This is a genomic window from Christiangramia sabulilitoris, assembly GCF_007050985.1.
Classification (GTDB): domain Bacteria; phylum Bacteroidota; class Bacteroidia; order Flavobacteriales; family Flavobacteriaceae; genus Christiangramia; species Christiangramia sabulilitoris.
The window spans coordinates 21,662-43,546 of sequence record NZ_VHSF01000005.1; the positions used below are offsets into that span (position 1 = coordinate 21,662).

Sequence of the window (21,885 nt, forward strand, 5' to 3'; positions counted from 1 at the left end):
TTATTTAGTGATAACCCTTTTTGGCACGCGCATCAAAAGTAACACTCCGGCTATAAAAAAGATCACCAGAAATAAGATAGCATTTCTAACACTTCCAGTGTTCTGGGCCACAAATCCATATAAAGACATTCCAATTACGATACCGATCTTTTCAGAAACGTCATAAAAACTGAAATAGCTGGCGGTATCTATGGCATTTTCCGGAAGCATTTTTGAGTAGGTAGAGCGGGAAAGAGATTGTATCCCTCCCATCACCAGGCCTACTGAAGCCGCTGCAAAATAAAATTGTATAGGTGTAGTTATAAAATAGGCATATCCACAGATGGCGATCCAGATCAGGTTTATAAAAATGAGAATCTTGATATCCCCAAATTTTATAGCCAGCCTTGAGGTAAGAGTGGCACCAGCAACGGCAACCAGCTGGATTAACAGAATACTTACAATAAGTCCCGTGGTAGCATCCTGATCTCCCCATTCCAGTTCCTCTATTCCGAAATAAGTTGCGATGAGCATGATGGTTTGAACAGCCATACTATAAACGAAAAATGCAATTAGATATCGTTTCAGGGTTTTATTCTTTTTTATAGATTTCCAGATAGAGTTGAGTTCTCTGAATCCATTAAAAAGGATATCACGGGTAAACTTAGATTTCTTATTTCCCTTAGGCAGATAATAGTATGAATATTGGCTAAATCCTATCCACCACAAGCCGGTAAGTACAAAGGAAAGCCGGGTTGGTAATCCCTCGTTTTCAAAACCAAACCAGTCATATTTTAAGATCATTACTAAGCATAAGATCAATAAGATCACACTTCCTATATATCCCAGTGAAAAACCTTTAGCGCTTGCTTTATCCTGCTGTTCAGGAAAAGCAATATCGGGCAGGTAAGAATTATAAAAAACAAGACTGGACCAAAACCCAATGAGGGCCAAGAAATAGCATAAAAACCCAAACCATAGATAGTCTAAGTCGAACCAGAACAAACCTATACAGGATATGGCACCCAGGTAACAAAAGAACTTTAGAAAGTTCTTTTTATTACCGATATAATCTGCAATTCCAGAGAGGAACGGACTAAGAAAACTTACCACCAGAAAGGCTGCCGCAGTTACATAACTAATAAGCGTATCATTATTATATTCAACCCCTAAAAAGGTCACTGTATCACCTATTATTTCACCTTCACTATTTTTAACTATAGTAAGTGCACCATAAAATATCGGGAATATAGCAGAAGAGATGACCAGGCTGTAAACAGAATTTGCCCAATCGTAAAAAGCCCAGGCATGAATAAGCTTTTTACTTCCTTTTGGTAGTTGCTTCATGGCCTAAAAATAAAAAAAGCCACCGAATAAGGTGGCTTTTCAAAATATTATTTACTCCAGGTTATTTAAAACTGTTTACTCCATATTTTTTAGCTTCTGCAATAGCTTCTGGCGCCCATCTGGTTAAATTATTAATCCTGGTTTGCGTGGACGGGTGAGTACTCAAAAATTCCGGTGGTGCCTGTCCTCCATTAGCCTGCATTCTTTTCCATAACTCTGGCGCTTCTCTGGGATCGTACCCTGCTATTGCCATAAGAGTTAGTCCTATCCTGTCAGCTTCAGCCTCGTGACCCCTGCTAAAAGGCAACATCACTCCTACTGTTGATCCAAGACCATATGCCTGCGCAAAAATTTGCTGAGTACGTTCACTTCTTCCACTCACCGCAACAGATCCGGCAACAGCTCCTAATTGTTGCAACTGGGCTGCACTCATCCTTTGAGCTCCGTGATCTGCCAAAGCATGCGCGATCTCATGGGCCATAATAGTAGCTAGGCCATTCGTATTCTTTGCTTCATCTAAAATACCTGTATATACAACTACTTTACCGCCGGGCATTGCAAATGCATTCGCCTGATCATCCTTTACCAGGTTGAATTCCCATTTAAAGTCATTCATAAATCCCTGGTATCCGTTCGCGTTAAGATAACGCTCGGCAGCGGTCACAATATCTTCACCAAGACTTTTGACCTTCCTGGCTTCCTCGGTATTTCTAACAACCTCGGCTTCATTAAGGAACTGATTGTACTGCTCAAAAGATGCCGGGAATAATTGATCGTTGCTTACAAAATTAAGATTCTTCTCGCCGGTGAAAGGATTGGTTTTACATGCGACCACTAAAAGTAGCACACTTAACCACAAAAAAGTATTTTTGAATTTCATGATTTTTGGTTTTAGGTATTTAAAAGTACAAAAGCAGCGATATCGCTGTAGTTGGTTTAAGTATGATTTAACAATTAATAGGATTCAAAAACAATACCATTATGGATATTTGCAGCAAAACCAAGGTCTTAAAGACTAATAATTACTATTGTTATAGTTTTGATAATAAAAATTTCTTTTCTTAAAAATGACAAAAAATACCAAGGATAAAACACCGGTTCAACAACTTTTGGTTCCTAACTATATTTTAACTGTCTCTCAAATTTTAACCGCTATCTCCCCTTTTCTCACCAGCAGGTTTGCGGCTAAACTTTTTCTAACACCCTTCAGATATAAGCTTCCGGAAAGAGAAAAGGAGATGGATGAAGAATCTGTACAAAAGAACGTCTGGGTTCCTGCAATAAAGAGGGAGATCATCACATACGAATATGGAGAAGGAGATCGTAAGGTTCTGCTTGTGCATGGATGGAGCGGGCGAGGAACTCAACTGGCAAAAATTGCAGAGGCACTTGTGGCAGATGGTCATAAGTGTATAAGTTTCGATGCACCCGGACACGGTAAAGCACCTGGAAAAATAAGCATGATGCCATTTTTCATTGAAGCGATACATCACCTCGATAAGATTCACGGACCTTTTGATGCCGTGATAGGCCATTCTCTAGGAGGAATGTCCTCCCTTAGAGCAATTCGCAACGGACTTAAAACCAACAAACTGGTCATTGTTGGTACCGCAAATAATATTTCAGAAATTACAAGAAATTTCGCAGAAAACATGAGGATGAATCATAAGGTCGCCAGGAAAATGAAGGCTTATCTCGACGATAGGTTTAATGAGGATATGGATGTACTATCTGGTGGAGAATCTGCAAAATTTGTAAAAACTCCTACCCTGGTTATTCATGATGAGGAAGATGTGGATGTACCGGTCTCCTCGGCATATCAAATAAATAATGAACTGGAAAACAGTGAATTATTAATCACTTCAGGTTTAGGTCATCGCCGTATTTTAGGGAATAAAGAAGTAATTAACAAAATATCAACTTTTATCGCGGCACAATCTTTGTAATTTTAGAAAAAAGAAAACTATGAAAAAGATACTTTTATGTACCCTTCTGGCGACATTTCTTATAAGTTGCAATGGTAACGCACAGAAAAAATCTGATGAAGGATCTTCAAAAAATTATGAAGTAACCAAATCTGAGGCAGAGTGGAAAGAAGAACTAACCTCCCAGGAATTTGCAGTTTTACGGAAGGCTGCTACTGAAACTCCTTATACCAGTGAGCTATTAAAGGTCAAGGAACCCGGAACTTTTGTATGTGCAGCCTGCGGAAATGAATTATATAAAACCAAAAATAAATTTGATAGTGGAACCGGCTGGCCAAGCTTTGATCGTGCTATAGATGGCGGGGTAGCCTATGGTAGTGATACCAAGCTAAGTTACCAAAGGGATGAGGTGCATTGCGCGAGATGCGGAGGTCACCTGGGGCATGTTTTCAATGATGGCCCTAGAGAAACCACTGGAAAACGTCATTGCATCAATGGAGTGGCCATGGATTTTAAACCCGAGAAAGAATAAAATGAAGAAATATAAAGTAGAAAAGACCGAAGAAGAATGGAAAAAGGAACTTTCTCCCGAGCAATACAGAGTACTTAGACAAAAAGGTACCGAAGCTCCCAACACCGGAAAGTATAACCTTCATTTTGACAAAGGAGAATATAAATGTGCAGCCTGCGGAGAAAAACTATTTGAAAGTGATGCCAAATTCGAAAGTGGCTGTGGATGGCCAAGTTTTGATGATGCCATTGAAGGAAAGGTAGAATACGTTCAGGATCGCAGCTTTGGGATGATTAGAACTGAAATACTTTGCTCCAGTTGTGGTAGTCACCTGGGACACGTTTTTGACGATGGGCCAACAGAAACCGGCCAGCGTTATTGTGTAAATTCTGCCAGCATTGAGTTTAATAAATAACTAAAACCAATTTATCATGAAAAAACTTTTATCACTTTTAATATTGACCAGCGTATTTTTCACAGCATGTTCAGATGGAGACCAGGGACCTCCGGGACCTCCTGGACCTCCGGGTGCAGATGGTCTGGATGGATTAGGATACACCTATGAAAGAACTATCGACTTTGATTATTTTTCAGATTTGAATTATTATTCCCAGCTCATCGATATTCCAGACGAGGTAGCTACCATAGAACCAGAATCTGATGCTGTTCTTGTCTACCGCCTTGAAATTCTTGAGGCAGATGGTGGAGGAACTATAGATTCTTGGAGCCTTATACCCCAGAACTTCTTTCTGGACGAGGGAACAATTCAATATGTTTATAATTATACTGTAAGCGATATCGAAATTATTATTGATGGTAATTATGATCTTAGTAATCTCAGCAGTCGGTTTACAGATAACCAAACCTTCAGGGTAGTTGTAATCCCATCTGCGACATTTGAAGCAAACGCAGATGTAGATTTTTCAAATCTAGAACAGGTTCAAAATAGATTTAATCTCACTTTCGACTAAGACTTTTAAAAATACATTTCTTATTTTATAAATGCCTGTATCCTTATTTACAGGCATTTTTTTGCATTACTATCACAGGATTACAGCTTTTAGTTTAGGGTTTAATTCCTTAAATTCGCAAACTCTATAACCAGATTCAAAATATTCCGAATATGAGTAAATATGATATTATTGTTTTAGGTAGCGGCCCGGGTGGTTATGTCACAGCGATCCGTGCTTCTCAGTTAGGTTTCAAAACCGCAATTGTTGAAAAAGAAAGTCTTGGAGGTGTTTGTCTTAACTGGGGATGTATCCCTACCAAAGCTCTTCTAAAAAGCGCCGAGGTTTTTGATTACCTGAAGCATGCTGAAGATTATGGTTTAAAGCTGGAAAATGCCGATAAGGATTTTGGAGCTGTAGTGAAAAGAAGCCGGGATGTGGCAAATGGAATGAGCAAAGGTGTTCAATTCCTGATGAAAAAGAATAAAATCGATGTGCTGGAAGGTTTCGGAAAATTAAAGTCTGGAAAGAAGGTAGAAGTTACTGACAGCAAAGATAAAAAGACTGAATATCAGGCAGATAATGTCATCATTGCCACAGGTGCGAGATCCCGAGAATTGCCTAATCTAAAACAGGATGGAAAAACTGTGATAGGTTACCGAGAGGCTATGACCCTGGAAAAGCAGCCAAAATCTATGATCGTAGTTGGTTCAGGAGCGATAGGAGTTGAATTTGCTCATTTTTACAATGCCATGGGAACTGAGGTTACCGTGGTAGAATTCCTGCCCAATGTAGTGCCATTAGAAGATGAGGAAGTCTCTAAGCAGTTTGAAAGAAGCATCAACAAAGCCGGTATTAAGGTGATGACTAATTCTTCTGTAGAAAGTGTTGAAAAGAAGGATGGTAAAGTTATAGCTACCGTAAAGACTAAAAAAGGTGAAGAAAAACTTGAGGCTGAAATCGTTCTTTCAGCAGTAGGTATAAAAACAAATATTGAGAATATTGGTGTGGAAGATCTCGGCATTAAAACAGACAAGGATAAGATCGTGGTTAACGATTTTTACCAGACCAACGTTTCCGGCGTTTATGCTATTGGGGACGTGGTTCATGGTCCTGCCCTGGCTCACGTAGCTTCTGCAGAAGGTATTCTGTGTGTTGAAAAGATCAAAGGTATGGATGTTCAACCATTGGATTATGGCAATATCCCGGGTTGTACTTATGCCAGCCCTGAAATTGCTTCTGTTGGAATGACCGAAAAACAGGCAAAAGAAGCGGGTTACGAGCTAAAGATTGGTAAATTCCCATTTTCTGCCTCTGGTAAAGCCAGTGCTTCTGGTAAAAAAGATGGATTCGTGAAAGTGATCTTTGATGCGAAATACGGTGAATGGCTAGGCTGCCATATGATTGGTGCCGGCGTAACCGATATGATCGCGGAAGCGGTTTTAGGCAGAAAACTGGAAACAACAGGACACGAGGTTTTAAAAGCAGTTCACCCTCATCCTACCATGAGTGAGGCAGTAATGGAAGCTGTAGCGGCTGCTTATGACGAGGTAATTCACCTGTAAGAAATAAAACGATATAAAAATTAAAAATCCTGCAATCTCCCGATTGCAGGATTTTTTTATTCGTCACTTCGAAGGATTATGGCGACCAGGATATATCTGATATTACAATTATGTCTTGTTGCTGATAGGAAAAATTAATTTGACTCAAGATTGGTCATCCTGAATTTAATTCAGGATCTCAAGGGAATGACTTCTACTATTGAAGGCTGAAACAAATTAAGGCTAGCCTTAGGGCTAAGATCATTTATTTTGGAATGAGATCGCAAAAACAAAATTCTGTATCCCAGGTTTTCTGATCATCCTTAAAACAATTATCATCATCATTCTTTGCAGGTTTATAAGATCTAGTGATCTTCTCTCCAACTTCAAAGTTTACCGGAAATTTAAAAACAGGCCCATCGAAAACAAAAGTGTGAAACTCTCCATTCTCGCCACAGGGATCCACAGATTCGGGCAGGTCTTTAACAAATTGGTTATCTATGATCTTGCCACAAAAAGAATCATCCAAAAATCTGGAATTGGTGCAAACAACAATCGCTTTAAAGCCCAGGTCTATAAATTCAGAAATCAGGTTCCCGGTATTTTTATTCCACAGAGGAAAAACGGGGATCAATCCAATTTTTTCAAGTTGTTCTTCGCGGTACAACTTCAGATCTTCAAGAAAAATATCGCCAAATATACTATGGCTAAAATTCTCCCTTATTAAAATATTGGTTGCCTCTTTCATTTTAAGGTTATAAGCCTCCATACTGGTATCTCCACCGAGTTCTACTATTTGAATTGGCAGCCCTATAGATTCAGCCTGCCTTAGAAGCAATTCCTTTCTTACTCCGTGCATGGTAACCCTGCCTACGTCCTTATTGATCGTGGTAAGCAATTTTTCAACTTTATATTCTGAACTTTCCCTGGAGTAATAAAGCGACAAAGCCGAATCTTTACCGCTGCTCCAGTTGAGATAAGCCTTATTCATTAATTTCATTTAAAAAACTTTGTATGGCGAGATCGTAGCTTCGCATTCCAAAGCCCACGATAACTCCTTTGGCGATGGGCGAGATATAAGATTTGTGACGAAACTCTTCCCGGGAAAAAGTATTGGATATATGAACCTCAACTACAGGAGTATCTATAGCCGCGACGGCATCACCAATTCCAACTGAGGTATGAGTATAAGCTGCTGCATTTAGTATAATTCCGTCAAAGTCTTTACGTGCATTCTGTATTTTATCTATCAATTCTCCTTCAATGTTCGTCTGGTCATAAGACAATTCTACATTTCTGAATTTGAATTGTAACTCAGAGAAATAATCTTCAAAACTTTTGTTTCCATATTTTTCCGGTTCTCGGGTTCCCAAAAGATTCAGGTTTGGCCCGTTAAGTATAAGTAGCTTCATATTGTAAATGTATTAAAATTAGGACATAAAAAAAGGCAGGTACGAGACCTGCCTTCTGATAATATATTTTTAAACTGTTCCTAGAATATAAATCCAACTCCTAATTGAAAGCCATTATTTTTGATGGCATCCTCATCGAAACTATCGCTATCAAAAGCATCAGTAAAACCTAAAACGTATCTGCCATTAAGGAAAAATCCGTTGTTGAATTTATAAGATGCACCTAAGGCACCCCCAAATTCGAAAGTACTTGCGAAATCTGAATCTTCTTCAAAATTTAAAGTATTGCTTTCAAAGTCGTATTCTTCCTGTACCAGAAAGTTGAACGAAGGGCCTGCTTCCAAAGCCAAACCATCTATAACATAGAATTTAGCGATGAGCGGAACCTGAATATAATCCAACTGGTATTCACCTTCTATTCTGTCTCCGGCAAAAATTCTGGTCGCTTCTGTTCCCTGGGTAGAGTATAATACTTCAGGCTGAAAAGAAAATCGGTCACTTACAGGAATCTCAGCAAGCACCCCTAAATGAAACCCGGTACGGCTATTATTCTCTTCAAAACCATCTGAAGTCATATTCGTGAAATTCACTCCACCTTTGACTCCAAAATTCCAATACTCCTGTGCGATTGCAGAAGTGCTAATTCCTAATACTGCAAACAAAAATACTAATAAAGTCTTTTTCATTTTTTCGTTATTTTAATTTGATTCAAAAGTAGGTTTCATCCTGTTAAAAAAAAGTTACCTAAGCTTAAAGTATTACCAAATCTAAAGGTTTAGAATTGGTATATTTAACACATGAAATGGCAAAGTGCATTGCAGGACTATCGCTTCTACCTAAAGCTGGAACGGGGACTTTCAGCAAACTCCATTGAAAATTATTCTCTTGATCTTCTTAAATTGATAAAATACCTGGAAATTAATGAGATCCAGGTAAGCCCGGTGAAAATTTCTGAAAAAACAATTCAGGATTTTATCTATCAATCTTCTAAGAATTTAAATGCCAGATCGCAATCCCGTTTGATCTCAGGACTGCGCAGTTTTTTTAGTTTTCTGATTTTCGAGGACTACCGTAGTGATAATCCCCTTGACCTCATGGAATCCCCTAAAATTGGAAGAAAATTGCCAGATACGATTTCACTTGAAGAGGTAGACAGGATCATAGCAGCCGTAGACTTAGGGAAAAATGAAGGAGAACGCAACCGGGCAATAATAGAAACATTGTATGGGTGTGGATTACGGGTTTCTGAATTAATTAACCTGAAACTATCTGATCTTTTTTTCGAGGAAGGTTTTATCAAAGTAACGGGGAAAGGGGACAAACAAAGGTTTGTACCAATTTCAGAGTACACTATAAAGTATATCAAAATTTATAAGGATCAGGTTAGAATAAATCAGAATATAAAACCCGAAGCTACCGATACTCTTTTTCTCAATCGCAGAGGAAACAAGCTAACCCGTGCTATGATCTTTACTATTGTAAGACGATTAACTGAAGCCGCAGGTATACATAAAAAAATAAGTCCCCATACCTTCAGGCACTCCTTTGCCACTCACCTGCTTGAGAATGGGGCAGATCTGCGGGCCATTCAGCAAATGCTTGGGCATGAAAGTATCACGACCACCGAAGTTTATGTGCATGTAGACCGTTCCCATTTGCGGGAAGTGATAGAATCTTTTCATCCAAGGAAATAGATATTAAAATTCTGCTAAACCAGTTTCGTTTCTTTTTGCAGCGTTACATTCTTCTTAACTTCATAAAAAATTGAATTATGAAGCAATTAAAATTTAGAAATGGTGACCAGATGGACGCAATTGGTCTCGGAACCTGGAAATCTGAAAAAGGAGAAGTAACCAAAGCAGTAAAAATAGCGCTTGATAACGGATACAAGCATATAGATTGCGCGGCAACCTATGGAAATGAAGCCGAAGTTGGAGAAGCTTTTAACGAAGTTTTCAGCCGCGGAGAAGTAAAAAGAGAGGATGTATGGATTACCTCCAAACTTTGGAACAATGCACACAAGGAAGAGGATGTGATCCCTGCTTTGAAACAAACTCTGAAAGATCTGCAGTTAGATTATCTAGATCTCTATCTCATACACTGGCCGGTTGCTTTTAAACCTGATGTTAGCTTTCCGGAAAAAGCTGAAGATTTTCTATCCCTGGATGAAGTTCCACTGATCGAAACCTGGAATGAAATGGTAAAAGCCAGAGAGCAGGGACTGGTAAAGCATATAGGTGTTTCCAATTTCAGTATTGAAAAGCTGAAAGAACTTATGGAAGATACAGAACATACTCCAGAAATGAACCAGGTAGAACTTCACCCCTATTTACAACAGAATAAGTTATTGGAATTCTGTAGCAAACATGGTATTAATGTGACCGCCTATTCTCCATTGGGAAGCGGTGACAGGCCAGAGGCGATGAAAGCAGCAGATGAGCCTTCATTGCTGGAAAACCCGGTAATTAATAAAATCGCAAAAAAACACGGTGCTTCGCCGGGGCAGATCCTTATTAAATGGAGCGAGCAGAGAGGCACAGCGGTGATCCCTAAATCTACCAACGAGAAACGGATCAAGGAAAATTTAAGGAGTGCCGGTTATCAGCTAGACGAAGACGATATGAACGAGATCGCAGACCTGGATTATCATTTCAGGTATGTGAACGGGAAATTCTTCGAGATGGAAGGAAATTCCTATTCCAATATTTATAATGATTAATTGATCATCTCATAAGATTATTGTTTCTCCTTTTGGTCGAAATGCATCGAGGAAATATTAAACTATCTAATTTTTTACGTCATTCTGAACTAGTTTCAGGATCTCTAAAAATGAAAAGCTGAAACTCCCTATTCACCTGGAAATTTTGACGATTATAATAAAAAAAGGCCGTTCAAATTGAACGGCCTTTTTTATAAATTAATATAGTTTCTATTTTGCGACATTCACCGCTCTGGTTTCACGTATAACCGTGATCTTCACCTGACCCGGATAGGTCATATCTGTTTGTATCTTCTGGGAGATCTCAAAAGAAAGGTTCGCTGCTTTTTCATCAGACACCTTTTCGCTTTCAACGATTACCCTCAATTCTCTACCTGCCTGGATAGCGTAAGCTTTTTTAACCCCGCCAAATCCAAAGGCGATATCTTCAAGATCTTTCAATCTCTGGATGTAAGAATCCAGTACCTGTCTTCTGGCGCCGGGTCTCGCACCACTTATGGCATCACAAACCTGAACGATAGGAGATAACAATGAGTTCATTTCGATCTCATCATGGTGAGCACCAATCGCGTTACACACTTCCGGCTTTTCACCGTGCTTTTCAGCCCATTGCATCCCGAGGATTGCGTGCGGTACTTCGGTTTCCGTTTCCGGCACTTTACCAATATCATGCAGTAATCCCGCACGCTTGGCCAATTTAGGGTTCAGTCCTAATTCTGCAGCCATCACACCACAAAGTTTTGCCACTTCTCTCGAGTGTTGCAGCAAATTCTGGCCGTAAGAAGAACGATACTTCATTCTACCCACCATCTTGATCAATTCGGGCTGCAAGCCATGAATACCAAGATCTATTACGGTTCTTTTACCTATATCAATGATCTCTTCTTCGATCTGTTTCCTGGTCTTTTTCACTACCTCCTCAATCCTGGCAGGGTGAATACGACCATCGGTTACCAGTTTATGCAGAGATAACCTAGCCACCTCTCTTCTTACCGAATCAAAACAGCTTAAAATGATCGCTTCCGGGGTATCATCTACAATGATTTCCACCCCCGTAGCTGCTTCCAGCGCACGAATGTTTCTTCCTTCACGACCAATAATTCTACCCTTTACATCATCACTTTCAAGATTGAATACAGAGACACAATTCTCTATTGCTTCTTCAGTCCCAATTCTTTGAATAGTATTTATAATGATCTTTCTGGCTTCCTGCTGTGCGGTTAGTTTAGCTTCCTCTACAGTATCCTGAATCAGGGACATCGCATCTGTCTTAGCAGCATCTTTTAAAGATTCCACCAATTGAGCCTTAGCATCTTCTGCAGAAAGTCCTGAAATCACTTCTAATTGCTGCACCTTACTATTATGCAGCCTGTCTATTTCTTCCTGTTTCTTATCAAGGAACTCCAGCCTGTGATTATAATCTGTAACCTTTTCTTCAAGATCTTTATTAAGTTTCTTATTTTTCCCTAATTCATTGGAAACATGAGATTCTTTATCTTTTATGCGTTTTTCAGCATCGCTTATCTTCTTATCTCTGGAAAGGATAACTTTTTCATGCTCAGACTTAAGCTCAATAAACTTTTCCTTTGCCTGAAGGATCTTATCCTTTTTAATACTTTCGCCTTCTGCCTTAGCCTCTTTTAAAATGCTCGCAGCTTCTTTCCTGGCGCTGGCAATAGTATTGGAGGCCTGCTTTTTCTCCAGCATTTTTGCAATTCCAAAGCCCAGTGCAAGACCTATAACTGCGGCAATGATTATAATTAGTATTTCCATTAGTTTCTGTTTAGATATATATAAAAAAAAAGCCTGTATTAGTTGGGTTTTGTTATAAACTCCTTTAAATCAAGTTTAGGGTTAACAAGTTGATCAAGGATCCGCTCTCCCATAAGGGACACGGCACGCTTTTACAACTTAGACTCACCCTTTTTAAAAGAATCGTGTTGAGTTTATCAAAAAAGCACTAATACAGGCAGTAACCTTATTTTATTTAAAGAACTTAAGAGGTTAAATGTTGTTGAAGCAATTCATTAAGGGATTTTAATTTCTCCTCTGCCTCCAGCATTTCACTCGAATTATCAATATTTTTCTGCTCGGTCTGGGCGGCGAACTGCAATGCACACATTGCCAGAACATCCTGCTTATCCCTTACAGCATAGCTTTGCTCAAACTGCTTGATCATCGCTTCGATCTTTTTAGCCGCTTTTCGTAAACCTTCTTCCTGGCTGGGTTGAATGGTCAACGGGTATACGCGGTCTGCGATCGATATTTTGATCTTCAGTTTATCTTCCATTTTTTCAATTTATTCAGATAACTGAACTATACACTGATCGATCTCTCTAATCAGGCTGTTTATCTTGAGCTTTGTTTCTCTTTTATGGTCGGTACTGCCAAGCATCGCGTTTGCAGCTTTTAAGGACTGAATCTGTTCTTTGGAAGCATTCAAATCGCCTTCCAGTTTTCCAAATTCAGATCTTACAGTAGCTAATTCCTGCTGAAGAGATTCGTTAGCTTTCTTCATAACATCGTATTTATGAAGTAGCTTGCTGATTCTATTCTCAAGGTTATCAACTATTTCTGTAATTTCACTCATAAGCGCTTAAACCGATGTGAACCCTTACAAAGTTAACATACCCTTTGAAATATCCCAATACTTTTTCAGCAGTTTTGAAATAATAATCAACAATCCCGATAATTCTCTGGAGACAAGCTCTTTATTATTGTATTTACTTTGATTAACTTTACCCAGGTTTTAATTGAATTTACCCCAGATTTATGAAGAGAGCTACAAGCCTGCTATTCCTAGTACTATTTACCACGATACAAGCACAGAACACCATACCTCAGGATTATTTTCAGAATCCCCTGGATATTCCCATAGTCCTTGCCGGTACCTTTGGTGAATTAAGATCCAACCACTTTCATAGCGGCCTGGACATAAAGACCCAGCAGAGAGAAGGCATGGAAGTAAAGGCTTCAGCCGAAGGCTACATTAGCAGGATAAATATTCAGCATTATGGCTATGGAAAAGCGTTATACATCCAGCATCCAAATGGCTATACCACTGTATATGGGCACTTGCAAAAATTAGCTCCTAAATTCAAAGAATATTTACGCAAAAAGCAATATGCCAAAGAGTCTTATGAAATCGAACTATACCCGGAACCGGGAACCCTTAAAGTAGAAAAAGGAGAATTGATCGCTTACAGTGGTAATACCGGTGGCAGTGGCGGCCCGCATTTACATTTTGAAATCCGTGATGGCAGCCAGCGACCAATGAATGCTCAAATGTTTGGGCTGGACGTTCCAGATTCGCGCAAGCCAATTATCGAAGGGATTTTTGCATATCCACTTGGTGAGGATGCTCATATCAACAATTCCCAGGAACGTCAAAAACTAAGACTCATCCCTCTAGGCGATGGAACTTACACTACTCCTGAAGTTGAAGCTTGTGGTGAAATAGGCATAGGCATCTCTACTGTAGATCAGCAGGATATGGCCTATAATCACAATGGAGTCTACAGGATTGAAGCCAGCCTGAACGCTGAACAGATATTTGAGATCGACTTTCAAAAGTTCTCTTTTGCCGAAACCAGGCATCTTAACCAATTGATAGATTATGAATACTACGCCAATAAAAGAGATCGTATTCAGAAATTATATAGAGAACCATCTAATCCCCTAAGTCTTTATGGAAAACTTAATGCTGAAGGGAAATTAAATATTAAGGACAGCCTGGATTATCAATATACCATCAGGGTTACCGATTTTAAAGGAAATGAAAGTTTGGTCAGGATTCCAATTAAAGGTCAATGGAGCGATAAGATTAGAAAAAAAGAATTAAAAGAAACCGATTTCCTGGCCAGTGCAAATAATGGATTATCTGCTTCCGGACATAATATGGACGTCTATATACCAGAAGGTAGTCTCTATCAGGACAGCTACCTGGATATTGATTTTACCGATAATATGGTGGTAGTTCACAAAGATGAGATCCCGCTACATAAGAATTTTACTGTAGGCTTTGATGTTAGCGACTACCCAGAAGAAGAGCGGGAGCAATTATTTATTGCAAGATTATCAGATTATGGAAAGCCCATTTACTCCACTACCTATAAAAAAGGTAACCGCTTTACGACCGGCACACGAACCTTTGGTAAATATTTCTTAGCGAAAGATTCTATCGCTCCAAAAGTTTCACCAGTGAATTTCTACGACGGGCAATGGATCTCTGGAAACGAAACTCTTAAATTGAAAATTTCTGATGATCTATCAGGGATCGAAGCATATCGCGCGACCGTCAACGGCAAATTTATTTTAATGGAATACGAGTACAAGAATAATACTCTTACGCATTATTTCTCTGATGAAATAATTACAGATACAGAAAATGATCTTAAGGTGATTGTTACAGATAACGTTGGGAATTCCACGACTTATACGGCGAAGTTCTTCAGGAAGTAAATGGCTATGAGATTACCCTCAACGTCATTCTGAATTTATTTCAGAACCTAAAAAAAAATCGTTGAGACCCTGAAACAAGTTCAGGGTGACGCTTTAAACAATAAGATATAAAAAAAGCTGAACCAATTGGTTCAGCTTTTTTTATATTCAGAATAGATATCTGGTTAAGCCTCAATAAATCCTTTGAGGCATTCTACTACATAATCTATCTCTTCTTTAGTATTATAACGGGAAAATGAAAATCTAAGGGATGGTTTCTTCCTATCTTCTTCAGATAGAAACGCATTCAGAACATGAGAGCCCTGATCGCTACCACTCTGGCACGCACTACCTTTTGAGCATGCAATTCCCTTGAGGTCCAGTTGAAACAGCAGCATCAAAGCCTTTTCCTGGCTCACAGGCAAACAAACATTGATGAGGGTATAAGTACTGTTCTCAAAATCTTCACAGGTACCGTTGAATTTTACCCCGGGAATTTCCTCTTTTAGTTTGGAAATAAAATGCTTTTTAAGCGAGCTAATATATTCTTTCTCCTCCTCCAGGTTCTCATAGGCCAGTTTTAATGATTCCTCCAAACCTACAATATTATGAACCCCCTCGGTTCCTGCACGATGTCCTCGCTCCTGCTCTCCACCAAATATTAAGGGTTTCAATCCTGAATTACGCCTAACAAATGCAAATCCAACTCCTTTAGGCCCATGAAATTTATGGGCACTAACCGCGGTAAAATCTACCGGAATCTCATTAAGATCCAGATTGAAATGTCCAATAGACTGCACGGTGTCTGAATGAAACAAAGCTCCATGAGACTTTATTAATTCTGCAGTCTTTTTAAGATCCAGCATGTTGCCAATCTCATTATTCACATGCATGAGACTAACCAATGTTTTTTTATCTGAATTCTTTAACCTATTTTCCAGGTCATCCAGATCAATATTCCCCATAGAATCTACATCTACATACTCTACCTCTACTTTAAAACATTCCTGAAGTTGGTTCACAGTATACAAAACAGCATGATGTTCAATTTTAGAGGTGATGATCCTCTTTACCCCGAGGTCACGAACTGCAGAATTCAATGCCAGGTTATCTGCCTCTGTACCTCCAGAAGTAAAAACGATTTCAGATGCTTTTACATTTAAAATACCGGCCACAGTTTTGCGGGCCTGTTCGATCAGAGATTTAGAAGACCTTCCAAAACTATGAGTAGATGATGGGTTACCGTAATTTTCTTTTAAAACGCTGGTCATTTTTTCGACCACTTCCTCCCTGATCTGGGTAGTAGCTGCTGAATCAAAATACACATTTTTCATAGTGCCCAAAATTAAAGGAAATAAAATAATTTCCTACTTCTCTCCTATATAAGTTTGATTCCTTTATTTTTGTGAAAAAAGCATCTTAATGAGACGTTTCCTTACGGGTATTTTTATTTTAGGCCTTTTAACCGCCTGCGATGACGGTGAGATCATTGTCACAAGTTTTGATTTTGAAGACAGCACTCTTCAATTCTGTGACGGCCCCGATAGAAATGTTATTTACGCCATTAATAATGATGATGTTTTTGAATCCATTTCGCTGGAATATAGTAACAGCCAGTTTCAAACAGATGCGAATGGAAATATTATTCCTCCCAGCCAGGAAATAATCAGTTTTCCACTTACCGGTAGTAACAGGATCATTTACAGGATTTATAACAGTGAAGTTTCCAGTGGTAACAATACTTACTTTTGTAGTGTGGTTCCTCCAAGTGAACCCCGGGTTATAGAAGAATGGTTAAGCGGAACCGGAGCTACTGTTTTTATAATCACAGGCTTTACAGACGAAACTGCAAATGCAGATCCAGATAGTGATGACCTTACTAATATAGAAGAAGGATGGATCCTTGGAGGTCCCTATCAGGATAGTGACGAAGATGGAATACCAGACTACCTGGACCGTGACGACGATGGTGATAACGTACCAACAGACCTGGAACTACTAAATAGTGCTAACGATCCAGTAAACGAGGCGGGATTACGAGACACCGATGAAGATGGAATCCCCAATTATCTTGATGATGACGATGATAATGACGGGGTTTTGACCCGGTATGAAGTCTCTGAAGATGATTTGGATAACCCTGTTGCCTTTACCACAGCTGAAGGTATTTCCAACTATCTAAATGACCAGCAAACCCAGGAAATAATCCACGATGAATATATAAGACACGATATAAATCGAAATTATGGTTACAGGATAGATATTGATAATCTAAAGTTTGTTAAACAGGATGGTTCCGGAGAATCGATCCAGTTTGAAAATTATAATTTCGGAACCTTAAGGTCATCTTCAGTTCCTTTTTCTCAGTGCCCTAGCCAGGATCCCGATTGTGAACCTACTGAAGAGGAAATATAAGCAGGATCAGGCATTCTGAAGAATATAGACTTCAGTCGCCCCTAATCCATATTTCTGATAATCTGCATCATAGAATTTGATATTGGAATATCGCCCAAGCAGGTATTCTAATTCCATTTTCAGAACCCCTTCTCCTACACCATGAATAAATACAACCTTCTGAATACGTTTCTTCATAGCGAATTCCAGTTTATGGCGGGCCGTATCCAGTTGCAGGTTTAGCATTTCATGATTAGCCATCCCTTTAGAAGATTTAACTAATTGATTTATATGAAGATCTACCTCCATAGGTGGCGCTCCTTTATCTTTTGGCTTACTGCGTGTAGATTGTTTCTTCCTGGCAGGTGTTTTTTCTTTGATAACCTGTTCGAGATCAAATTCCTCAACATCTATATCGTTGATATCATTCTTGATCTTAACTAAATGATCTGCCGGAAAGCTCATTTCAAAACCATCCTCCGTGATGATCTGCACGTCATTGCCGTGAATCTTCTGTACAATCCCGCTAAGATCATCATCGAGCAACTCAACTCTGTCACCTGGTCTCAAATCCATATCTCCTATTTTTTTTCATTTTCATTATTATGGTCATCTTTCGTAGCCACCCAGTAATTGGTAGCCCTGTAAAGACCGAGCATAATGATAATCAAGCCTATAATCTTGAAATATGGGCTCACATCTTCAGCCGATATACTATATAATAATAGAGCTCCTCCAATAACTATAAGTGCCGTGTTGATTACCTGTGAGTTGTTCATTTTCAGTAGGTTAAACGTTTAATTTGGTGATCCTCATCAAATTAATAATTATATTCATGCAAATTTATGGCTTTCATGAAGCTTCCACTCCTTTTTTTATTAATTTTTAGCGTGACCAGTCTTTCTGCGCAATTGTATATAACTCCTTCAACAGAATCTGACGGTTATATCTATGTAAAAGACAGGCTACTCTATGTTGAAAAAGAAATTTTCCTCAAGGAAAATCGAAATAAGGAATCTGAAGCTAACCTTTACCTGAGAAAGGGATCCCAATTATTACAGGGAATTAAAGATGAAAATCTAAATAAAGGGACTGGTAAACTTTCAGTCTTTCAAAAAGGAACCTCGAATGCTTTTGATTATAACTACTGGTCATTACCGGTTAAACTTACCGGTGATCATTTAAAGCTCAGTGATTACCTTTATGATCCTAAAGGCCCGTTATTTAGTTCAAATGCATCATTGACCAATTCTACAGATGGTAAAAGTAATCCCTTAAATATTTCATCTACCTGGCTTTATACTTTCTCTGGCACCAATTATTCCAACTGGGCATACGTTGGAGATCATTTTGATCTAATTCCCGGTGAAGGATTTACCATGAAGGGTGTAAATGGCATAAATCTGCAGGAGATCGAAGGTATTGCTGTTAATGCAGGGAATTCGCAAACTTATGATTTCAGAGGCCTCCCCAATGATGGAACTATTGAACTACCAATTAAAAAAGACCAGATTCTACTGGTTGGTAATCCTTACCCTTCTGCTATTGACCTCAATAAATTTTTGAAGGAAAATACTTTCAGCACAGGAATTGCCTATTTCTGGGATTCACGGGATAATGGAAATTCTCATTACCTATCAGATTATGAGGGTGGTTATGGAACTTATTCCCCGGGGACAGGTATTTATATACCGCCGGTATTTAAAAAATATTCTGACGGAAGTGAAACGGGGATGATTGGAAAACACTATGAACGCCAAATTTCACCTATTGGCCAGGGCTTCATGATTATTGGTAAAAAAGATGGTAGAATTAGTTTTAAAAATTCCCAGCGCATATTCCAGAAGGAACAGGAAAATTACTCGATGTTCAAAACATCATTATCAGGCAGGTCATCTTTAAATCTTATTGTTGAAATAGATTCATCCTTTATTCAGAAATTAGCCCTGGTGTTTGATCCCGATTCCAGCCCAGAAGAAGATCATGCATTGGATGCACGAAAGATGAATAATGATCCCCAGGATATCAGCTGGGAAATTTCAAATGAAAATTTTGTTGTCAACGTACGACCAAAGCTCGATCAGGAATTGATTCCTTTGAAGATAAAATTGAGTACGGCCACACAATTGAAATTTTCGGTCAGCGAATTAGAGAATTTTAATCCAGACCGTGTGTTCCTTTATGACGCCCGTGAAGATCTCTATTTTAGCATTAAAACAGGATATCTTTCTATTGACCTACCTCAGGGCGAAATAAAAGACAGGTTCTATCTTAGTTTTATTGAAAAAATAACTGAGGATGAAAAAGCAGATCCTGAATCAAATAGAATTTCCGACGAAAAACTTCCGAATATACTTCTCAATTCTATAGATATTTTTCAAAATAATAGTCAGGCTCAACTGGAAATAAAGCTTTTATATGACTCAGGTATTAGTTCCATTCGCCTGTATGACCTTACCGGTAAATTATTTCTCCATCAGAAATTCAAGTCTACGGAAAAAGAATTCTACTTTTCTACAGGAAATTTAAGCAATGCTATATATATTGTAAAGGTAAACACCACCGACAATATAGAACTGACTAAAAAAATAGGTATTAAGAATTGAATACTATTGAGGAATACATGCTGCCTTGCATGAATAAGGCTCTTTTCGGGGTAGATTGCACAGGTTGTGGTGCCCAGAGAGCTGTTATATTACTTTTTAAAGGAGAGTTTTCCCAGGCATTTTATATGTATCCTGCGATCTACAGTATCGTAATCTTGCTTATATTCCTTGTTTTCAATCTTTTTTATAAATTTAAATCTGACTATAATATCAAGATGGGCTTGATCATTTTTAATGGTGTGCTTATCGCCGGTGCTTATATTTTCAAAATGATTCAAATTTTCAACTAACCAACCTTTAAATCTATGGAAAAAAGAGAATTACCCAATTCAACCCTCATTTTAGTATTCGGAATTTTGTCTATAATCGGCTGTTGCTGTTATGGAATTGCCGGTGTAATCTTCGGAATTATCGCCCTGGTTATGTCTAAAAGAGCAATTGAGATCTATAATGCAGACCCTGAACTTTATACAGGTTACCAAAATGTGAAGACCGGCCGTATTCTAGCTATTATAGGATTAGTTCTAAGTGGCTTAAGTTTAATCACTTCAATTATTAGTATTATCATGTTTGGTGGCCTGGAAGGAATTCAGGAAATGCAACAGGAAATACTTAGAGAATATGGAGGATAGGTAATGCATTCAGGTAAATAAAAAAATCCCGCTAATTGCGGGATTTTTTATTCATTATCATTTGAAAATTACTTTTCGAACTGCTTTAGAGTCTTTATAATGATATCTACACAATCTCTCAATTGTTCTTCGGTCATTACTAAAGGTGGGGCAAAACGTATGATATTACCGTGTGTTGGCTTTGCTAAAAGTCCATTTTCCTTAAGTGCCATACAGATGTCCCAGGCAGTTGAGCTGTCTTCAGAATCATTAATAACGATCGCATTCAACAAACCACGTCCCCTTACCAGATTCACTATATTGGACTCTCTGATATAATCATCAAGAAGTCTTCTAAAAAGCTTTCCTAATCTTCTTGCATTCTGGATTAGGTTTTCATCTTTTACTACATCTAATGCAGCTACAGCAACGGCTGCTGCTACAGGGTTACCTCCAAAAGTTGAACCATGTTGTCCCGGCTGGATCACATCCATCACCTCATTATCTGCTAATACTGCAGAAACAGGATAGTTACCTCCAGAAAGGGCTTTTCCTAAAATAAGGATATCAGGTTTACTATAGGTGTCTGACTGTCTTTCACAATGTCCCTCACAGGAACAATGACCACACACAGCAAGGAGTCCTCCCGTCCTGGCAATACCGGTCTGGATCTCATCTGCCATGAACAAGACATTATGCTTATTACAGATTTCCTTGGCCTTCATCATAAAATCATCAGCTGGAGTATACACACCAGCTTCACCCTGAATTGGTTCAACCAGGAATCCGGCGACATTAGGATTCTCTTTTATAGCGGCTTCCAGAGCTTCAGGATCATCATAGTTAATCTTTATAAATCCAGGAGTATATGGTCCAAAGTTTCTGCGTGCTTCCTCATCATTCGAGAAAGAAATGATCGTGGTAGTTCTTCCGTGGAAATTATTAGCACATACAATGATCTGAGCTTCGGCCTCTTTTACTCCCTTTTTTTCATATGCCCATTTACGTGCGATCTTGATAGCTGTTTCCACAGCCTCTGCACCGGTATTCATAGGTAACAATTTATCAAAGCCAAAATACTCTGTAGCATATTTTTCATAAGCACCCAGGATATCATTATGAAAAGCCCTGGAAGTAAGTGCTAATTTAGAAGCCTGCTCATGTAAGGCTCCCACAATTTTAGGATGGCAGTGCCCCTGGTTTACGGCAGAATAGGCCGATAAAAAGTCGTAATATTTATTACCTTCCACATCCCAAACATGAACACCTTCTCCTCTGCTCAAAACCGCTGGTAACGGATGGTAATTATGAGCTCCATGTTGGTCTTCAAGTTTAATTGCTTCTTCAGAAGAAGTGATTTTAGGTAATGGCATGTTGATTATCGTTTTTGAATTATTGTTCTTTTATTCCTTCTTTTCTATTTAAAAATAGATGACCGGGAGAGAAA

The 21,885-nt window shown here is 38.8% G+C and carries 24 protein-coding genes and 1 other RNA gene; 12 read left to right on the top strand and 13 right to left on the bottom strand.

Annotated elements, in window-relative coordinates; all coding sequences use genetic code 11:
- Entirely contained in the window at positions 1-1,326 is a 1,326-nt protein-coding gene (locus FGM01_RS14175; protein ID WP_143411851.1) for an MFS transporter, read from the bottom strand.
- A gap of 61 nt (positions 1,327-1,387) precedes the next feature.
- Positions 1,388-2,206, bottom strand: a complete 819-nt coding sequence (locus tag FGM01_RS14180) for a M48 family metallopeptidase (RefSeq protein WP_143411852.1) — start codon at positions 2,204-2,206, stop codon at positions 1,388-1,390.
- Positions 2,207-2,393: 187 nt separating this feature from the next.
- Here FGM01_RS14180 and FGM01_RS14185 point away from each other — a divergent pair, with 187 nt between their 5' ends.
- From FGM01_RS14185 to lpdA, 5 genes are all read left to right on the top strand, one after another.
- Positions 2,394-3,272: an alpha/beta fold hydrolase gene (locus FGM01_RS14185; protein ID WP_143411853.1), complete on the top strand. Its 879-nt coding sequence runs from the start codon at positions 2,394-2,396 to the stop codon at positions 3,270-3,272.
- Positions 3,273-3,291: 19 nt separating this feature from the next.
- Positions 3,292-3,783 (top strand): peptide-methionine (R)-S-oxide reductase MsrB, encoded by a 492-nt coding sequence (gene msrB, locus FGM01_RS14190; protein ID WP_143411854.1) that lies wholly within the window; start codon positions 3,292-3,294, stop codon positions 3,781-3,783.
- Between the two features lies 1 nt (position 3,784).
- On the top strand, positions 3,785-4,177 hold the full coding sequence (msrB, locus tag FGM01_RS14195; protein WP_143411855.1) for a peptide-methionine (R)-S-oxide reductase MsrB: 393 nt from the start codon (positions 3,785-3,787) through the stop codon (positions 4,175-4,177).
- Between the two features lie 16 nt (positions 4,178-4,193).
- The gene (locus FGM01_RS14200; protein ID WP_143411856.1) at positions 4,194-4,733 is read left to right on the top strand and encodes a hypothetical protein; all 540 of its coding nucleotides are present in this window, start codon (positions 4,194-4,196) and stop codon (positions 4,731-4,733) included.
- 152 nt (positions 4,734-4,885) lie between these two features.
- On the top strand, positions 4,886-6,277 hold the full coding sequence (gene lpdA, locus FGM01_RS14205) for a dihydrolipoyl dehydrogenase (protein WP_143411857.1): 1,392 nt from the start codon (positions 4,886-4,888) through the stop codon (positions 6,275-6,277).
- A gap of 244 nt (positions 6,278-6,521) precedes the next feature.
- Here lpdA and FGM01_RS14210 read toward each other — a convergent pair whose 3' ends face one another.
- From FGM01_RS14210 to FGM01_RS14220, 3 genes are all read right to left on the bottom strand, one after another.
- Positions 6,522-7,247 (bottom strand): Dph6-related ATP pyrophosphatase, encoded by a 726-nt coding sequence (locus FGM01_RS14210; RefSeq protein ID WP_166435236.1) that lies wholly within the window; start codon positions 7,245-7,247, stop codon positions 6,522-6,524.
- Positions 7,240-7,668: a type II 3-dehydroquinate dehydratase gene (aroQ, locus tag FGM01_RS14215; RefSeq protein WP_143411859.1), complete on the bottom strand. Its 429-nt coding sequence runs from the start codon at positions 7,666-7,668 to the stop codon at positions 7,240-7,242. The genes FGM01_RS14210 and aroQ overlap by 8 nt, the downstream gene beginning before the upstream one ends.
- A gap of 80 nt (positions 7,669-7,748) precedes the next feature.
- Positions 7,749-8,354, bottom strand: a complete 606-nt coding sequence (locus FGM01_RS14220) for a porin family protein (protein WP_143411860.1) — start codon at positions 8,352-8,354, stop codon at positions 7,749-7,751.
- Between the two features lie 111 nt (positions 8,355-8,465).
- Here FGM01_RS14220 and xerD point away from each other — a divergent pair, with 111 nt between their 5' ends.
- Together xerD and FGM01_RS14230 are read left to right on the top strand one after the other, a co-directional pair.
- Positions 8,466-9,362 (top strand): site-specific tyrosine recombinase XerD, encoded by an 897-nt coding sequence (xerD, locus tag FGM01_RS14225; protein ID WP_143411861.1) that lies wholly within the window; start codon positions 8,466-8,468, stop codon positions 9,360-9,362.
- 77 nt (positions 9,363-9,439) lie between these two features.
- Complete coding sequence (locus FGM01_RS14230) at positions 9,440-10,387, top strand: aldo/keto reductase (protein WP_143411862.1); 948 nt, start codon at positions 9,440-9,442, stop codon at positions 10,385-10,387.
- 210 nt (positions 10,388-10,597) lie between these two features.
- On the opposite strand, the gene rny is transcribed toward FGM01_RS14230, so the two are convergent.
- From rny to FGM01_RS14250, 4 genes are all read right to left on the bottom strand, one after another.
- On the bottom strand, positions 10,598-12,160 hold the full coding sequence (gene rny, locus FGM01_RS14235; protein ID WP_143411863.1) for a ribonuclease Y: 1,563 nt from the start codon (positions 12,158-12,160) through the stop codon (positions 10,598-10,600).
- A 56-nt stretch (positions 12,161-12,216) separates the two neighbouring features.
- Positions 12,217-12,333, bottom strand: a non-coding RNA gene (ssrS, locus tag FGM01_RS14240) — 6S RNA.
- A 50-nt stretch (positions 12,334-12,383) separates the two neighbouring features.
- Positions 12,384-12,677: a cell division protein ZapA gene (locus FGM01_RS14245; protein WP_143411864.1), complete on the bottom strand. Its 294-nt coding sequence runs from the start codon at positions 12,675-12,677 to the stop codon at positions 12,384-12,386.
- 9 nt (positions 12,678-12,686) lie between these two features.
- Positions 12,687-12,977, bottom strand: coding sequence for a hypothetical protein (locus FGM01_RS14250; RefSeq protein ID WP_143411865.1), 291 nt, complete (start codon positions 12,975-12,977; stop codon positions 12,687-12,689).
- Between the two features lie 182 nt (positions 12,978-13,159).
- Here FGM01_RS14250 and FGM01_RS14255 point away from each other — a divergent pair, with 182 nt between their 5' ends.
- Positions 13,160-14,848, top strand: coding sequence for a M23 family metallopeptidase (locus tag FGM01_RS14255; RefSeq protein ID WP_143411866.1), 1,689 nt, complete (start codon positions 13,160-13,162; stop codon positions 14,846-14,848).
- A gap of 164 nt (positions 14,849-15,012) precedes the next feature.
- On the opposite strand, the gene FGM01_RS14260 is transcribed toward FGM01_RS14255, so the two are convergent.
- On the bottom strand, positions 15,013-16,161 hold the full coding sequence (locus tag FGM01_RS14260; protein ID WP_143411867.1) for a cysteine desulfurase family protein: 1,149 nt from the start codon (positions 16,159-16,161) through the stop codon (positions 15,013-15,015).
- Positions 16,162-16,249: 88 nt separating this feature from the next.
- Here FGM01_RS14260 and FGM01_RS14265 point away from each other — a divergent pair, with 88 nt between their 5' ends.
- On the top strand, positions 16,250-17,242 hold the full coding sequence (locus FGM01_RS14265; protein ID WP_143411868.1) for a hypothetical protein: 993 nt from the start codon (positions 16,250-16,252) through the stop codon (positions 17,240-17,242).
- A 6-nt stretch (positions 17,243-17,248) separates the two neighbouring features.
- Here FGM01_RS14265 and FGM01_RS14270 read toward each other — a convergent pair whose 3' ends face one another.
- Together FGM01_RS14270 and FGM01_RS14275 are read right to left on the bottom strand one after the other, a co-directional pair.
- Positions 17,249-17,797, bottom strand: a complete 549-nt coding sequence (locus FGM01_RS14270; protein ID WP_143411869.1) for a Smr/MutS family protein — start codon at positions 17,795-17,797, stop codon at positions 17,249-17,251.
- Positions 17,798-17,802: 5 nt separating this feature from the next.
- On the bottom strand, positions 17,803-18,000 hold the full coding sequence (locus FGM01_RS14275) for a hypothetical protein (RefSeq protein WP_143411870.1): 198 nt from the start codon (positions 17,998-18,000) through the stop codon (positions 17,803-17,805).
- A 75-nt stretch (positions 18,001-18,075) separates the two neighbouring features.
- Here FGM01_RS14275 and FGM01_RS14280 point away from each other — a divergent pair, with 75 nt between their 5' ends.
- The 3 genes from FGM01_RS14280 to FGM01_RS14290 are packed head-to-tail and all read left to right on the top strand — an operon-like array spanning position 18,076 to position 20,459.
- A complete protein-coding gene (locus tag FGM01_RS14280; RefSeq protein ID WP_166435237.1) occupies positions 18,076-19,827 on the top strand; it encodes a T9SS type A sorting domain-containing protein in 1,752 nt (583 codons plus the stop codon).
- On the top strand, positions 19,824-20,117 hold the full coding sequence (locus FGM01_RS14285) for a DUF2752 domain-containing protein (RefSeq protein ID WP_341478038.1): 294 nt from the start codon (positions 19,824-19,826) through the stop codon (positions 20,115-20,117). Before FGM01_RS14280 ends, FGM01_RS14285 begins: the two co-directional genes overlap by 4 nt.
- 15 nt (positions 20,118-20,132) lie before the next feature.
- A complete protein-coding gene (locus FGM01_RS14290) occupies positions 20,133-20,459 on the top strand; it encodes a CCC motif membrane protein (RefSeq protein ID WP_143411872.1) in 327 nt (108 codons plus the stop codon).
- Positions 20,460-20,527: 68 nt separating this feature from the next.
- Here the strand turns inward: FGM01_RS14290 and rocD are convergent, their stop codons facing one another.
- On the bottom strand, positions 20,528-21,811 hold the full coding sequence (gene rocD / locus FGM01_RS14295) for an ornithine--oxo-acid transaminase (RefSeq protein WP_143411873.1): 1,284 nt from the start codon (positions 21,809-21,811) through the stop codon (positions 20,528-20,530).
- Positions 21,812-21,885: the final 74 nt, after the last annotated feature.

Excerpts from the sequence above, each read along its gene's own strand:
- msrB (WP_143411855.1), top strand. The coding sequence starts at position 3,785 with ATGAAGAAATATAAAGTAGAAAAGACCGAAGAAGAATGGAAAAAGGAA.
- FGM01_RS14210 (WP_166435236.1), bottom strand. The coding sequence starts at position 7,247 with ATGAATAAGGCTTATCTCAACTGGAGCAGCGGTAAAGATTCGGCTTTG.
- FGM01_RS14265 (WP_143411868.1), top strand. The coding sequence starts at position 16,250 with ATGAGACGTTTCCTTACGGGTATTTTTATTTTAGGCCTTTTAACCGCC.
- FGM01_RS14220 (WP_143411860.1), bottom strand. The coding sequence starts at position 8,354 with ATGAAAAAGACTTTATTAGTATTTTTGTTTGCAGTATTAGGAATTAGC.
- FGM01_RS14260 (WP_143411867.1), bottom strand. The coding sequence starts at position 16,161 with ATGAAAAATGTGTATTTTGATTCAGCAGCTACTACCCAGATCAGGGAG.
- lpdA (WP_143411857.1), top strand. The coding sequence starts at position 4,886 with ATGAGTAAATATGATATTATTGTTTTAGGTAGCGGCCCGGGTGGTTAT.
- rny (WP_143411863.1), bottom strand. The coding sequence starts at position 12,160 with ATGGAAATACTAATTATAATCATTGCCGCAGTTATAGGTCTTGCACTG.
- xerD (WP_143411861.1), top strand. The coding sequence starts at position 8,466 with ATGAAATGGCAAAGTGCATTGCAGGACTATCGCTTCTACCTAAAGCTG.
- FGM01_RS14275 (WP_143411870.1), bottom strand. The coding sequence starts at position 18,000 with ATGAACAACTCACAGGTAATCAACACGGCACTTATAGTTATTGGAGGA.
- msrB (WP_143411854.1), top strand. The coding sequence starts at position 3,292 with ATGAAAAAGATACTTTTATGTACCCTTCTGGCGACATTTCTTATAAGT.
- FGM01_RS14175 (WP_143411851.1), bottom strand. The coding sequence starts at position 1,326 with ATGAAGCAACTACCAAAAGGAAGTAAAAAGCTTATTCATGCCTGGGCT.
- FGM01_RS14270 (WP_143411869.1), bottom strand. The coding sequence starts at position 17,797 with ATGGATTTGAGACCAGGTGACAGAGTTGAGTTGCTCGATGATGATCTT.
- FGM01_RS14200 (WP_143411856.1), top strand. The coding sequence starts at position 4,194 with ATGAAAAAACTTTTATCACTTTTAATATTGACCAGCGTATTTTTCACA.
- FGM01_RS14280 (WP_166435237.1), top strand. The coding sequence starts at position 18,076 with ATGAAGCTTCCACTCCTTTTTTTATTAATTTTTAGCGTGACCAGTCTT.
- FGM01_RS14180 (WP_143411852.1), bottom strand. The coding sequence starts at position 2,206 with ATGAAATTCAAAAATACTTTTTTGTGGTTAAGTGTGCTACTTTTAGTG.
- FGM01_RS14185 (WP_143411853.1), top strand. The coding sequence starts at position 2,394 with ATGACAAAAAATACCAAGGATAAAACACCGGTTCAACAACTTTTGGTT.
- FGM01_RS14230 (WP_143411862.1), top strand. The coding sequence starts at position 9,440 with ATGAAGCAATTAAAATTTAGAAATGGTGACCAGATGGACGCAATTGGT.
- rocD (WP_143411873.1), bottom strand. The coding sequence starts at position 21,811 with ATGCCATTACCTAAAATCACTTCTTCTGAAGAAGCAATTAAACTTGAA.
- FGM01_RS14255 (WP_143411866.1), top strand. The coding sequence starts at position 13,160 with ATGAAGAGAGCTACAAGCCTGCTATTCCTAGTACTATTTACCACGATA.
- aroQ (WP_143411859.1), bottom strand. The coding sequence starts at position 7,668 with ATGAAGCTACTTATACTTAACGGGCCAAACCTGAATCTTTTGGGAACC.
- FGM01_RS14290 (WP_143411872.1), top strand. The coding sequence starts at position 20,133 with ATGGAAAAAAGAGAATTACCCAATTCAACCCTCATTTTAGTATTCGGA.
- FGM01_RS14245 (WP_143411864.1), bottom strand. The coding sequence starts at position 12,677 with ATGGAAGATAAACTGAAGATCAAAATATCGATCGCAGACCGCGTATAC.
- FGM01_RS14250 (WP_143411865.1), bottom strand. The coding sequence starts at position 12,977 with ATGAGTGAAATTACAGAAATAGTTGATAACCTTGAGAATAGAATCAGC.